Source organism: Enterobacter sp. BIDMC 30, assembly GCF_000534355.1.
GTDB classification, from domain to species: Bacteria; Pseudomonadota; Gammaproteobacteria; order Enterobacterales; family Enterobacteriaceae; genus Enterobacter; species Enterobacter ludwigii.
The window spans coordinates 2694946-2707020 of the sequence record NZ_KI973169.1; the positions used below are offsets into that span (position 1 = coordinate 2694946).

The following is a 12075-nucleotide window of genomic DNA, read 5'->3' on the forward strand; positions in this document are numbered from 1 at the left end:
AGACTGCCGCATGCGTTTCAGGCATAAACAATGCAAGAAAAACAGTTATCCCCTGCGGCTCGCGGATTAACTCCATGAAGACAGGCAGTTAACCGCAAGCCATCCAGGATATATTCATATTAAACGAAGCGTTAACCATCAGAAATAAACCAGCAACGAAGCGATGGTTTACAAAACATATTTGACGAATATGAAACACCGACTAAAGTTATTACTCGAACGACGAGTGATACGGAATATTTTCAGTGATACGGAATATTTTCGTATCTTAACTGACATAACCAATATATGAGGTTTAATATGGCAGAGCATCGTGGTGGTTCCGGTAATTTCTCACAAGACCGTGAAAAAGCATCAGAAGCTGGACGTAAAGGTGGCCAGCACAGCGGCGGTAATTTTAAAAACGATCCGCAACGCGCATCTGAAGCAGGTAAGAAAGGAGGAGAAAACAGCCACGGTGGTGGCCGTAAAAACTCCTGATCTGATGTAAATCTCTTTTATTTAAAACAGAGAGCATGCTGCGGGCCTCCAGGCTCGCAGTACCCCTTCTTTATTTTACCGGAGCGTAATGATGAATATGAAAAGTGTCGAAGATGTGTTTATTCACCTCCTGTCCGATACCTACAGCGCTGAGAAGCAGCTGACCCGCGCGCTCGGCAAACTGGCTCGTGCTGCCTCCAGTGAAAAACTGAGCGCAGCCTTTAGTGCACACCTTGAAGAGACACAGGGACAGATTGAGCGTATCGACCAGATTATCGAGCAAGAATCTGGTCTTAAGCTCAAGCGTATGAAGTGCGTAGCAATGGAAGGCCTGATTGAAGAGGCCAATGAGGTCATCGAGAGCACCGAGAAAAATGAGGTGCGTGACGCCGCATTAATTGCCGCAACACAAAAAGTGGAGCATTACGAAATTGCCAGTTACGGTACCCTCGCCACATTAGCAGAACAACTGGGCTATAAAAAAGCCGTTAAACTTCTGGCCGAAACGCTGGAAGAAGAGAAAGAAACCGATCTTAAACTTACCGACCTGGCCGTAGGCAATATTAACCAAAAAGCGAAAAAATGACGCTATAGCAAAGGTTAATAAAATGAGCATCAGTCCCAGGACTATTAAACGGTGCCATTTAACGGCAGCAATAATATGGTTCATACTCGCTATACCTTCCGTTTTATGGTGGAAGAGCAGCGTGCTATGGGTCATTATCATCAGTATCTACGCCAATATTGTCGGCCATTTATCTGGCTACAGTGCTGCGCGTGCCGATCAGGCTGCTGAGAGTGAGACCAAATAAGCGACACCATAATGAGGACATTATAATGAATCACGTAGAACACTACCATGACTGGCTACGCGATGCCCATGCGATGGAAAAGCAAGCCGAATCTATGCTGGAATCCATGGCCAGCCGTATCGATAATTATCCCGATGTTCGCGCCAGAATTGAGCAGCATATTAGTGAAACAAAGCGACAAATTACCTTACTGGAAGAGATCCTCGACCGTAATGATATTTCTCGTTCGGTTTTAAAAGATTCGATGAGTAAAATGGCGGCGCTCGGACAATCCATTGGCGGGATGTTCCCCTCTGATGAGATCGTCAAAGGGTCTATCAGCGGCTATGTTTTCGAACAGTTTGAAATAGCCTGCTACACCTCCCTGCTGGCCGCGGCCAAAAAAGCGGGCGACATGGCTTCCGTGCCCGCCATCGAAAATATCCTGGCGGAAGAGCGCGAGATGGCCGACTGGCTGATTCGCCACATTCCACAGACCACCGAACAGTTCCTGCTGCGTTCAGACGCATCCGGTGTCGAAGCAAAAAAATAACCTCAGGAGAGAAGACATGTTTCGACACGTCAAACAATTACAATATACGGTTCGGGTTGCCGAACCGAATCCCGGCCTTGCCAATTTATTACTGGAACAATTCGGCGGTCCTCAGGGCGAGCTGGCCGCCGCCTGCCGTTACTTTACTCAGGGGTTGAGTGACGACGACCCGGGTCGTAAAGATATGCTAATGGATATCGCGACCGAAGAGTTAAGCCACCTTGAAATTATCGGTACCCTGGTGGGTATGCTTAATAAAGGGGCTAAAGGCGCACTGGCGGAGGGCGTGGAAAATGAAGCCGAGCTGTATCGGTCCATGACCGAAAACGGTAACGACAGCCATATCACCTCCCTGCTTTACGGTGGCGGTACTCCGTTGACCAACTCCGCCGGGGTGCCGTGGACGGCGGCTTATGTCGACACCATTGGCGAGCCAACCGCCGATCTGCGCTCAAATGTGGCTGCCGAGGCCCGAGCGAAGATCATTTATGAACGGCTGATTAACGTCACGGACGATCCGGGCGTGAAGGATGCGCTGGCGTTTCTGATGACCCGTGAGGCGGCGCATCAGCTCTCCTTTGAGAAGGCGCTTCAGTCCATTCGTAATAATTTCCCTCCGGGAAAACTGCCGCCAATCGAGGAATACACCAACAAGTACTACAATATGTCTGAAGGTGGAGAGGTTCGCGGAAGCTGGAACAGCGATAAACATTTCGACTACGTTGAATCCCCCCAACCTGCCGTTGACGGCGGTGACGGGAGTGCAAGCGTGACGCTGACGACCGAACAGGCCACGCTGGTCAAAGCGATGTCGGCCCGCACGAAGTCCGATCCACATTCCGACCCGCTGACCGGTGCCGAACTCGGTGCCGGGAAGAAAAAACCGTAACCGATTTTGCCAGGCAGCCCCGGACTGCCTGGCAATCCTCGTGCGCAACAGTTCCAGAGGTACGGACCATGTTCGAACTCGACGCATTTCACCTCGCCAGAATCCAGTTCGCTTTTACCGTCTCGTTTCATATTCTCTTCCCGGCGATCACCATCGGTCTTGCCAGCTATCTGGTGGTGCTCGAAGGGATGTGGCTTCGCACCAAAAATGAGGTGTGGCGCTCGCTCTACCATTTCTGGCTAAAGATATTTGCCGTTAACTTCGGTATGGGGGTCGTTTCCGGTCTGGTCATGGCCTATCAGTTCGGCACTAACTGGAGCGGATTCTCACAGTTTGCCGGCAGTATCACCGGCCCTCTCCTGACCTATGAAGTCTTAACCGCCTTCTTCCTCGAAGCCGGTTTTCTTGGCGTGATGCTGTTCGGCTGGAACAAGGTCGGCCCGGGCCTGCACTTCTTCTCGACCTGTATGGTCGCGCTGGGTACGCTGATGTCCACCTTCTGGATCCTCGCCTCCAACAGCTGGATGCACACGCCCCAGGGGTTCAGTATTCAGAACGGTCAGGTCATTCCAGAGGACTGGCTGGCCATCATTTTTAACCCCTCCTTCCCTTACCGTCTCATTCACATGGCTATCGCCGCGTTCCTGAGCAGTGCGCTGTTTGTGGGGGCGTCGGGCGCATGGCATCTGCTGCGCGGCAACGACACGCCCGCGATACGCACCATGTTTTCCATGGCGATGTGGATGGCCCTGCTGGTCGCGCCCATTCAGGCCATCGTCGGTGATATGCATGGCCTGAATACCCTCGAACACCAGCCAGCCAAAATTGCCGCCATCGAAGGTCACTGGGAGAACCCGCCAGGCGAAGCGACACCGCTGCTGCTGTTTGGCCTGCCGGATATGGAGCAGGAGCGCACCCGCTACGCGCTGGAAATTCCTGCCCTTGGCAGTCTGATTCTGACCCACAGCCTGGATAAACAGGTCCCGGCACTGAAAGACTTCCCGAAAGAAGATCGCCCGAACTCACCGATTGTTTTCTGGTCATTCCGCATTATGGTCGGCATGGGTCTGCTGATGATCACGCTGGGTCTGGTCAGCGTCTGGCTACGCTATCGTCATCGACTCTACCAGTCGCGGCCCTTCCACTGGTTCGCGCTGTGCATGGGACCGGCGGGCCTACTGTCGCTGCTGGCCGGCTGGGTCACCACCGAAGTGGGTCGTCAGCCGTGGGTGGTGTATGGCTATCTGCGCACGATCGACGCGGTCTCGCTGCACAGCACGCTGCAGATGAGCATCAGCCTGCTGGCCTTCTTTGTGGTCTATTCATCGGTGTTTGGCGTGGGCTACGTCTACCTGATTCGGCTTATCAAGAAAGGTCCGCAGCCCGTTGATACCTTGACGTCAAATACCTCGGGCACCCCTGCCCGTCCGCTGTCTGCCGCTGAGTCTGTTCCGGAACAGGAGAGAAACTGATGGGCGTCGATATCTCAGTTATCTGGTTTGCTATCATCGTGTTCGCCACGCTGATGTATATCATCATGGATGGCTTTGATTTGGGCATCGGGCTGCTCTTTAACTTCGTGGGCGATGCCAGAGAGCGTGACGTAATGGTCAACAGCGTGGCACCGGTGTGGGACGGCAACGAGACCTGGCTGGTGCTCGGCGGTGCGGGGTTATTCGGCGCGTTTCCGCTGGCCTATGCGGTGATTATCGATGCGCTGACCATCCCTCTTACCGCCATGTTAATTGGCCTTATCTTTCGCGGCGTGGCCTTTGAGTTCCGCTTTAAGGCAACGCCTTCGCACCGCAAATTCTGGGACTACGCCTTCGCCGGCGGCTCTTTGCTTGCCACCTTCAGCCAGGGGGTGGTGGTGGGAGCAGTGATTAACGGCTTTGACGTTGAGGGCCGGCGTTTTGTCGGCTCCGCCCTTGACTGGCTAACGCCCTTCAATCTTTTCTGCGGCATCGGGCTGGTAGTGGCCTACACCCTGCTCGGTACTACGTGGCTTATCATGAAAAGTGAAGGCGCGTTGCAAAACCGCATGCGTGAGCTGACCCGGCACGTGCTGCTGGCGCTGGTGGTGGTGATCGCGGTGGTGAGTATCTGGACGCCGCTCGGCTGGCAGTACGTTGCCGACCGCTGGTTTACCTTCCCCAACTTCATCTGGTTCCTGCCGGTTCCCCTGCTGGTAGGCGTGTTTAGCCTGTGGATCTGGCGACTGACGCGCAACCCGGCCAGCCACTCGCGTCCCTTCCTGCTGACCCTTGGGCTGATCTTCCTCGGATTTAGCGGTCTGGGAATTAGCCTGTGGCCTAACATTATTCCGCCGCACATTACCCTGTGGGAGGCTGCGGCACCACCGGCCAGCCAGCTATTTATGCTGGTCGGAACATTACTGATCATTCCGGTGATTCTGGTGTACACCGCCTGGAGCTACTACGTTTTCCGGGGCAAAGTTTCCGACACGGAAGGTTATCACTGAGGTGAACTATGGCAGACTGGCATACCCGAGCCATTATTTATCAGATTGATACTGCACTCTTTTATGATTTAAGCGGCGATGGTTGCGGGGACATCGCCGGGATTGGCGCAAAGCTGCGCTACATTCGCCGCATGGGGGCGACGGTTATCTGGATCACCCCTTTCTACCTCACCCCGTTTCTGGATGAAGGCTACGACGTCAGCGACCATCTGCAGGTTGATCCTCGCTTCGGAAAGCTGGCCGACATTATCGCCTTTATTGAACAGGCCCGGGAGCTGGGTATGCAGGTCATTATTGAGCTGTTGATTCAGCACACCTCGGACGCCCATCCCTGGTTTCAGCAGGCGCGCCGCAACCCAACTTCACCTTTTCGTGACTATTACATCTGGTCGGATAATAACGAGGACGATACCTCCCCGATGTTTCCCGGCGTGGAAGAGAGCGTCTGGACATGGGATGACGAGGCCGGGCAATACTACCGACATATGTTCTATCACCACGAGCCCGACCTGAATCTGAGCTGCCCCGCGCTGCTCAACGAGATCGAAAATATTATCCTCTTCTGGCTCAAGCTCGGAGTGTCGGGATTTCGCCTCGATGCCGCAACGCACCTGACCGCGCAGGCAGGCGGCGGTGACGAGAAAAAGGGGTTATGGATCCTGGAGCATATGCGCCGCCTTATTGAAGCACGTAATCCGGAAGCGATCCTGCTCGGTGAGGTGGACGTCGACGTGGAGGCGTATAAAGACTATTTCGGCGAAAATAACCGTCTGAATCTGGTGCTGAATTTCTGGCTCAATAAGTATTTCTACGTCAGCCTTGCCAGGAAAAGCGCCCGACCGCTGCGCAATGCCATAAAGAAGATGATTGTCCCGCCTGACTCGTGCTGCTTTGCCAACTGGCTGCGCAACCACGATGAGTTAGATCTGGAAGGGATTGGTAAAAAAGAGAAACAGATTGTGGTCGACACCTTCGCCCCTGACGAAGAGATGAACGTCTACCAGCGCGGGATACGACGCCGTCTGGCACCGATGTTAAAGGGCGATCAAAAACGGCTGGCGTTCTGCCACGCGGTGCTCTTCTCACTCCCAGGCGTGCCGGTCATGCGCTACGGCGATGAGATTGGCATGGGTGACGATCTGACGCTGGAAGAGCGCTATGCCGTGCGTACGCCAATGCAGTGGGCGGGGTCAGAGGGCGGTGGCTTTTCAGCAGCGGATCCTGAGCGGTTTATCGCCCCGGTCATCGATCGCGGTCCCTGGCGTTATCAGAAAATCAACGTGGCCGATTCCCTGCTGCACCGCAATTCCCTGCTGCACCGGATCATCGACATGGCCAATACGCGCTCTGAATTTCCGGAGATTGCTGTCGCACCGTTTCGTCTCATCAATATTGATGATGACGCGGTACTGGGCATTTATTACGAAGCCGAAGCGCGCAGTATCCTGATCTTCGTTAACTTTAGTGACAAGCCGGTCCAGTTTACCGCCCGCGGGATCCGTCACGCCACCTGGACCGCCTGCCTGGCGGATAAACGCTATGACGACGCGCTGATCTGTGGCAAAACCGTCCAGCTTACCCTCAGCGGCTACGGCTATCGCTGGTTCTGGACTAACCGTAGCGCGCTGCGCTGATTACCTTTTACGCCGGGTCATCAGCCGCGTCAGCACAACGCCCGCCACCGCGAGGGAGCCTAACAGGACTTTCCCGGGCACACCTGACGTGATCGCCGTGGCGCGGTTTTTCGCTTCCGGGGTAAAACGCCCATGGATTTTGTGCAGGTCGTTGACCGGCTGGTCGAGATAATCCTGGCGATCCCGGTCATTCAGATCGTCAGTCATCTGACCTTCCCAGGCCTTCTTCACCATTAGCCGGTCCAGGAAACCCGGGAAGAGGAATTGTCCGACGATCGACTGAATGGTACTGCTGCCCACCCACAGTTCGCGCACCGGTTTTTGCGCGACCTTAAAAATCGCGCTCGCGGCAACTTCAGGCTCAAACACTGGCGGAACCGGACGCATAGCCCAGGCGAATTTGTTTCTTGCCCAGTCAAACTGCGGTGTATTCAGCCCCGGCATCTGCACCATTGAAAGCTGCACCCGGCTGTTCTCATGCATCAGTTCCGTGCGCACCGCATCGGTGAATCCCCGAATCGCCGCTTTGGCGCCGCAGTAGGCCGATTGCAACGGGATCGAGCGGTAGGCCAGCGCGGACCCGACCTGAATAATCACGCCGCGATCGCGTGGCACCATCAATTCCAGCGCGGCGCGGGTTCCGTTTACGAAGCCAAGATAGGTCACGTCAGTGACGCGGCGAAATTCATCTGGCGTCAGGGTACGAAACGGTGCCAGCACAGCACCCATCGCATTGTTAACCCACACATCAATCGCACCGAGGCGATATTCAATCTCGTTTGCCGCGTCCACCACCGCCTGGCTGTCGGCGACATCCGCCTGTACCGCACAGGCTTTAACGCCAAATCGCGTTAACTCCTCCTGGGTCGAGTGCAGGCTTGTCTCATCGCGGGCAATAATGCCCACATCGTAGCCTGCCTTTGCGAAGTGCAGTGCCGTTGCCTTTCCCACACCCGCCGTACCGCCGGTAATGACAATCACAGCCATAGAACCTCCGCGTAAATTTACTCGTTATCCCAGCCTGATAATCTGGTCACTAATTCAGACAATGAATACTGCACTGCCTTCTCAACCACATCCTGGCAGTCGCCGGAAAACAGGACGGTACGGGTTTCCGTGTGTCCGCGAAGGTTCCAGGCGAAGCAAACGGTCCCTGCCGCCGTGCCATCGTCGCCCCCTTCTGGCCCGGCATAACCGCTGATGGCAATACTGACATCCGCCTGGGCAATCTCCAGGATCCGGGCGGCCATTTCGGTTACCGTCTGTTCACTCACGGCCGTATACCGTTCAAGGGTCTCAGGACGCACGCCCAGAATGCGCTCTTTTGCGCCGTCACTGAACACGACCAGGCCGACATCATAAAATTCGGCCGTGTTCTCTTCAGCACAAAGGGCGACGGAAAGTTTTCCGCCGGTGCAGGATTCTGCCGTGGTTAAGCGAAGCCCTAAGTCTGTCAATTTGCTCGCCACTTTTTTGGTCACTTCGGCGACGGTATAATTGTTATCATGGTGAAGGTTGCTCATTTCGTGGCCTCTTACTTCTCAAAAGGAATGATTGAAATATGACCATTGCGCTCAAGAATGGCATATTTAATTTCACTCAGCTGCGTAACACCATTATTCTGGCGTGCTGATACCAGAATATCATCACAGGAAACGTCGACTTTTTTTAGTTTATCTGCTAACGGCACGCCGTTCTCAACCAATATTACCGGAGTACCATCAAGAATATTTTCTACCGGTGAGAAATATTTTTTCATTATCCCAAAGATAATATCCACTACCACCAGCGTGGTAATGGTAATCATTGCGCCGGTGACCGAAAAATCTTCCCCGAGCAGCGCCTGTTGCGTCGCCTCACTGATAATTAACAGGAGAATCAGATCAAAGCTGGTCATCTGCAGCAAAGCGCGCCGTCCGGCAACTTTAAATACCACGACGAGGAACAGGTAAATAGCCAGCGCACGAAAGACCATATCCATATCAGCCTCCTACGGGTAAATTAATTGCCAGAAAGGGATTTCCGGCTCGTTGTTTATGCGAACGACATTGTCCCATTTACCTGCGCGTGCAGGGGTCGTGAAGAGTAAGACAGAGAAGTTGTCGGACATTTTCAGGTTGTTATAAACAAAAAAGAGCGTATTCCCGCGACTGAACATGCTGTCCGGTTGCGGCCAAACGCTTCCTGGCTCGTAAACATCGTTGCTCTCGCTGGTCACACTCAGGGTGTATTTCCCTTCTGTTCTGACCGGAAATGAAAGGTGGATCTTCGACTCCGTCTGGCGTCGGCCAAAGCGCTCGTAGTTGATGGTCAGCGACTTTGCCGAGTTTGTTCTTTGCGTATCACTCACCACTCCGCTTGAAAAGAAGCCCGCTATCGCCGCAACGATAATGGCCAGCAGGACAATAAAACCCACCTGACGAAATCCATATTCAAACGTCAGCAATCGGTAATTCTCATCTATCCCAGGTAACTTATCACTTTGACGCTTCATGGCGGCTATCACCGTTTCGCTTATTAACCGATATTTTTGATTTCAAAAGCGAATGTTTTTAAGACTTATCACATTTGCCACATAAAGGAATAGCAACAATACTTAATAAGTCAAGACACACAAAATGAAGGATATCAGATGAAATTATCGCTTATTTCCGCTTTTTTGATATTTCTGGTACCGGCCGCATGGGCAGATAATAACGGCGGGTTACAAAAGGGTGAAGCACCGCCACCGCCGCACGCACTGGATAGCGGTTATCGTGGAACCGATGATGCACGAATTATGACCATCGATCATGCAAAAGAAATGCATGATGGTGCGACTATTTCATTACGCGGAAACCTTATTGACGGTAGCGGCGATAAGTTTGTATTCCAGGATAAAACCGGAAAAATAGACGTTATTATTCCCCAGGCAGTATTCGACGGCAGAACAGTAAAACCCGATCAGATGATCAGTATCAACGGATCGCTTGATAAGAAATCATCGCCGCCTGTCGTGCGCGTCGATCATTTGCAGAAATAATTCAGCGAAGCGTTAACGCTGCAACTATCCATCAAATCTCACCCCTTGGCTTAAGGAGTCAGCTATGAGTGATACTACACAACGTCAGAACGCTTACCCGCAACCCCCTTTCCCGGAGCAACCGCAAACGCCGCCGGGACTGGCATCAGAAATGCAACCCGTACCCGACCACGGGGAAACGAGCTATAAAGGTCATGGCCGCCTTGCCGGCAAGAAAGCATTGATCACCGGAGGCGACTCCGGTATTGGTCGCGCAGTCGCGATCGCTTACGCCCGTGAAGGGGCTGACGTCGCAATCAACTATCTGCCTGAAGAAGAGAAAGACGCGGTTGACGTCATTGAGCTTATCAAAGCGGAAGGACGCATTGCCGTCGCGCTGCCGGGTGACATTCGTGACGAGACGTTCTGCCAGAAGCTGGTAGAAGAGGCGGTGGCCAAACTGGGGGGACTGGACATTCTGGTGAATAACGCCGGTCGTCAGCAATACCGTGAATCCCTTGAAGAGCTCACCACGGAAGATTTTGACGCGACCTTCAAAACCAATGTCTATGCGCCTTTCTGGATAACCAAAGCGGCGCTGCGCCATCTGAAACCGTCGGCCTCTATCATTAATACCTCCTCGGTCCAGGCGGTTAAGCCCAGCCCTGTGCTGCTGGATTATGCCCAGACAAAAGCCTGTCTGGCGGTGTTCACCAAATCCTTAGCGAAACAGCTTGGTCCAAAAGGAATACGCGTCAACGCGGTTGCCCCGGGTCCTTACTGGACGGTGCTGCAATCCAGCGGCGGCCAGCCGATGGAAAAAGTGAAAGAGTTTGGTGGCGATACCCCGCTGGGGCGTCCGGGTCAACCTGTTGAAATCGCACCGCTCTATGTCACGCTGGCCTCGGATGAATGTTCATTTACCTCCGGTCAGGTATGGTGCTCTGACGGCGGTGATGGCGTGATTTAACCCGGCTATATACTGACGTAACGCTCTCAATATGCTCGAAAAGAACAAGGACGTTCTTCCTCTCCCCCCTGCCAAAAAACATGTTGTAACTCAAACAGATCAAATGTTAAAAATATTTTGCTATCAAGTTATCAAAATTAAACAACTTAGCTTGTCACCCGCATCGCTCTGTTTTTAACATCGCCTATGGAAAAAAATGGTCTGTTCAGTCAGCGCATACGCTTGCGCCATTTGCATACATTTGTGGCCGTCGCTCAACAGGGAACGCTGGGGCGAGCGGCTGAAACTCTCAACCTAAGCCAGCCTGCGCTCTCCAAAACGCTGAACGAGCTGGAACAACTCACCGGAACCCGTCTCTTCGACCGCGGTCGGCTGGGGGCACAACTCACCCTCGTGGGTGAACAATTTCTTACGCACGCCGTCAAGGTTCTCGATGCGCTGAATACTGCCGGACAGTCGCTCAACCGCAAAGAGGAGCACGCCGCGGAGATTGTGCGCGTGGGTGCCCTGCCAACGGCGGCGCTCGGCATTCTGCCTCCGGTCATTGGACAGTTCCACAAACATCAGCGGCATACCACTATTCAGGTTGCCACCATGAATAACACCATGCTGCTCGCCGGGCTAAAATCCGGCGAACTGGATCTCGGTATCGGGCGCATGTCCGACCCCGAGCTTATGGGTGGGCTTAACTACGAGCTGTTGTTCCTGGAATCCCTGAAGCTGGTCGTGCGTCCCGGTCACCCCCTGCTGCAGGATACGGTGACGTTAAGCCGCGTGATGGAGTGGCCGGTGGTAGTATCCCCAAAAGGCACCGTTCCGCGTCAGAACGCCGAGACACTGCTGCAGATGCAGGGCTGCTCACTGCCTTCAGGTTGCATTGAAACGCTGTCGGCCTCGCTTTCGCGCCAGCTTACGGTGGATTATGACTACGTCTGGTTCGTTCCCTCCGGCGCGGTGAAAGATGATCTCCGCCAGGGCACGCTTACCGCACTGCCGGTGACGTCGCCAGGTGCGGGCGAACCTATCGGTATATTAACCCGCGTGGATACCCCGCTCTCCCCGGGTGCGCAGACGCTGCTCAGCGCCATCCGCAAATCCATGCCTGCCTGAGACGCCTTTACAACCTCAACCACTAACCCGTCCTGTCGACGGGTTTTTTGTTTCTGTGGTCAAAAAATGCGAAATCATCCATTAACAATTGCGTAAAACAATTTAACAGTTTTATCATAGCCTCGAATTCACCAAATGGTTCGCATGCTATTTGTTAAACAGGAA

General features: G+C 53.6%; 15 protein-coding genes. 11 read left to right on the plus strand and 4 right to left on the minus strand.

All coding sequences use genetic code 11. The features are described 5' to 3' along the window. The first annotated feature begins 300 nt into the window (after positions 1 to 300). The 8 genes from L466_RS09590 (at position 301) to L466_RS09560 (ending at position 6829) form a co-directional block, all read left to right on the plus strand. Positions 301 to 480: a con-10 family general stress protein gene (locus L466_RS09590; RefSeq protein WP_032681041.1), complete on the plus strand. Its 180-nt coding sequence runs from the start codon at positions 301 to 303 to the stop codon at positions 478 to 480. A 91-nt stretch (positions 481 to 571) separates the two neighbouring features. Beyond that, positions 572 to 1066 (plus strand): YciE/YciF ferroxidase family protein, encoded by a 495-nt coding sequence (locus tag L466_RS09585; protein ID WP_032681042.1) that lies wholly within the window; start codon positions 572 to 574, stop codon positions 1064 to 1066. Positions 1067 to 1088: 22 nt separating this feature from the next. Continuing rightward, entirely contained in the window at positions 1089 to 1292 is a 204-nt protein-coding gene (locus tag L466_RS0122550; RefSeq protein ID WP_020884189.1) for a hypothetical protein, read from the plus strand. A gap of 25 nt (positions 1293 to 1317) precedes the next feature. After that, positions 1318 to 1824 carry a ferritin-like domain-containing protein gene (locus L466_RS09580; RefSeq protein ID WP_032681043.1) on the plus strand — a complete coding sequence of 169 codons (507 nt, stop codon included), beginning with the start codon at positions 1318 to 1320 and terminating at the stop codon, positions 1822 to 1824. A 16-nt stretch (positions 1825 to 1840) separates the two neighbouring features. Beyond that, positions 1841 to 2713, plus strand: coding sequence for a manganese catalase family protein (locus tag L466_RS09575; protein WP_020884190.1), 873 nt, complete (start codon positions 1841 to 1843; stop codon positions 2711 to 2713). A 68-nt stretch (positions 2714 to 2781) separates the two neighbouring features. Beyond that, a complete protein-coding gene (locus L466_RS09570; RefSeq protein ID WP_032681044.1) occupies positions 2782 to 4185 on the plus strand; it encodes a cytochrome ubiquinol oxidase subunit I in 1404 nt (467 codons plus the stop codon). After that, a complete protein-coding gene (gene cydB, locus L466_RS09565; RefSeq protein ID WP_014170001.1) occupies positions 4185 to 5195 on the plus strand; it encodes a cytochrome d ubiquinol oxidase subunit II in 1011 nt (336 codons plus the stop codon). Before L466_RS09570 ends, cydB begins: the two co-directional genes overlap by 1 nt. Positions 5196 to 5203: 8 nt before the next feature. After that, positions 5204 to 6829, plus strand: a complete 1626-nt coding sequence (locus L466_RS09560; protein WP_032681045.1) for an alpha-amylase family protein — start codon at positions 5204 to 5206, stop codon at positions 6827 to 6829. Here L466_RS09560 and L466_RS09555 read toward each other — a convergent pair whose 3' ends face one another. From L466_RS09555 to L466_RS09540, 4 genes are read right to left on the minus strand one after another with little or no spacing between them, the layout of a single operon-like run. Continuing rightward, a complete protein-coding gene (locus L466_RS09555; RefSeq protein WP_025204235.1) occupies positions 6830 to 7816 on the minus strand; it encodes an SDR family oxidoreductase in 987 nt (328 codons plus the stop codon). It lies immediately after the preceding gene. A 17-nt stretch (positions 7817 to 7833) separates the two neighbouring features. Further along, positions 7834 to 8352, minus strand: a complete 519-nt coding sequence (locus L466_RS09550) for a 2-oxo-tetronate isomerase (RefSeq protein ID WP_032681047.1) — start codon at positions 8350 to 8352, stop codon at positions 7834 to 7836. 11 nt (positions 8353 to 8363) lie between these two features. Further along, positions 8364 to 8810 (minus strand): DUF421 domain-containing protein, encoded by a 447-nt coding sequence (locus L466_RS09545; protein ID WP_020884195.1) that lies wholly within the window; start codon positions 8808 to 8810, stop codon positions 8364 to 8366. A 9-nt stretch (positions 8811 to 8819) separates the two neighbouring features. Then, entirely contained in the window at positions 8820 to 9323 is a 504-nt protein-coding gene (locus L466_RS09540) for a hypothetical protein (RefSeq protein WP_032681048.1), read from the minus strand. 138 nt (positions 9324 to 9461) lie between these two features. Between L466_RS09540 and L466_RS09535 the strand changes: the two genes are divergently transcribed. The 3 genes from L466_RS09535 (at position 9462) to L466_RS09525 (ending at position 11910) form a co-directional block, all read left to right on the plus strand. Next, complete coding sequence (locus tag L466_RS09535) at positions 9462 to 9851, plus strand: YdeI family stress tolerance OB fold protein (protein ID WP_020884197.1); 390 nt, start codon at positions 9462 to 9464, stop codon at positions 9849 to 9851. A 64-nt stretch (positions 9852 to 9915) separates the two neighbouring features. Continuing rightward, positions 9916 to 10800 carry an SDR family oxidoreductase gene (locus L466_RS09530; RefSeq protein ID WP_032678123.1) on the plus strand — a complete coding sequence of 295 codons (885 nt, stop codon included), beginning with the start codon at positions 9916 to 9918 and terminating at the stop codon, positions 10798 to 10800. Positions 10801 to 10986: 186 nt separating this feature from the next. Beyond that, positions 10987 to 11910, plus strand: a complete 924-nt coding sequence (locus tag L466_RS09525; protein ID WP_032681049.1) for a LysR substrate-binding domain-containing protein — start codon at positions 10987 to 10989, stop codon at positions 11908 to 11910. Positions 11911 to 12075: the final 165 nt, after the last annotated feature.

Excerpts from the sequence above, each read along its gene's own strand:
- cydB (WP_014170001.1), top strand. The coding sequence starts at position 4,185 with ATGGGCGTCGATATCTCAGTTATCTGGTTTGCTATCATCGTGTTCGCC.
- L466_RS0122550 (WP_020884189.1), top strand. The coding sequence starts at position 1,089 with ATGAGCATCAGTCCCAGGACTATTAAACGGTGCCATTTAACGGCAGCA.
- L466_RS09590 (WP_032681041.1), top strand. The coding sequence starts at position 301 with ATGGCAGAGCATCGTGGTGGTTCCGGTAATTTCTCACAAGACCGTGAA.
- L466_RS09530 (WP_032678123.1), top strand. The coding sequence starts at position 9,916 with ATGAGTGATACTACACAACGTCAGAACGCTTACCCGCAACCCCCTTTC.
- L466_RS09570 (WP_032681044.1), top strand. The coding sequence starts at position 2,782 with ATGTTCGAACTCGACGCATTTCACCTCGCCAGAATCCAGTTCGCTTTT.
- L466_RS09550 (WP_032681047.1), bottom strand. The coding sequence starts at position 8,352 with ATGAGCAACCTTCACCATGATAACAATTATACCGTCGCCGAAGTGACC.
- L466_RS09585 (WP_032681042.1), top strand. The coding sequence starts at position 572 with ATGAATATGAAAAGTGTCGAAGATGTGTTTATTCACCTCCTGTCCGAT.
- L466_RS09535 (WP_020884197.1), top strand. The coding sequence starts at position 9,462 with ATGAAATTATCGCTTATTTCCGCTTTTTTGATATTTCTGGTACCGGCC.
- L466_RS09580 (WP_032681043.1), top strand. The coding sequence starts at position 1,318 with ATGAATCACGTAGAACACTACCATGACTGGCTACGCGATGCCCATGCG.
- L466_RS09525 (WP_032681049.1), top strand. The coding sequence starts at position 10,987 with ATGGAAAAAAATGGTCTGTTCAGTCAGCGCATACGCTTGCGCCATTTG.
- L466_RS09545 (WP_020884195.1), bottom strand. The coding sequence starts at position 8,810 with ATGGATATGGTCTTTCGTGCGCTGGCTATTTACCTGTTCCTCGTCGTG.
- L466_RS09540 (WP_032681048.1), bottom strand. The coding sequence starts at position 9,323 with ATGAAGCGTCAAAGTGATAAGTTACCTGGGATAGATGAGAATTACCGA.
- L466_RS09575 (WP_020884190.1), top strand. The coding sequence starts at position 1,841 with ATGTTTCGACACGTCAAACAATTACAATATACGGTTCGGGTTGCCGAA.
- L466_RS09555 (WP_025204235.1), bottom strand. The coding sequence starts at position 7,816 with ATGGCTGTGATTGTCATTACCGGCGGTACGGCGGGTGTGGGAAAGGCA.
- L466_RS09560 (WP_032681045.1), top strand. The coding sequence starts at position 5,204 with ATGGCAGACTGGCATACCCGAGCCATTATTTATCAGATTGATACTGCA.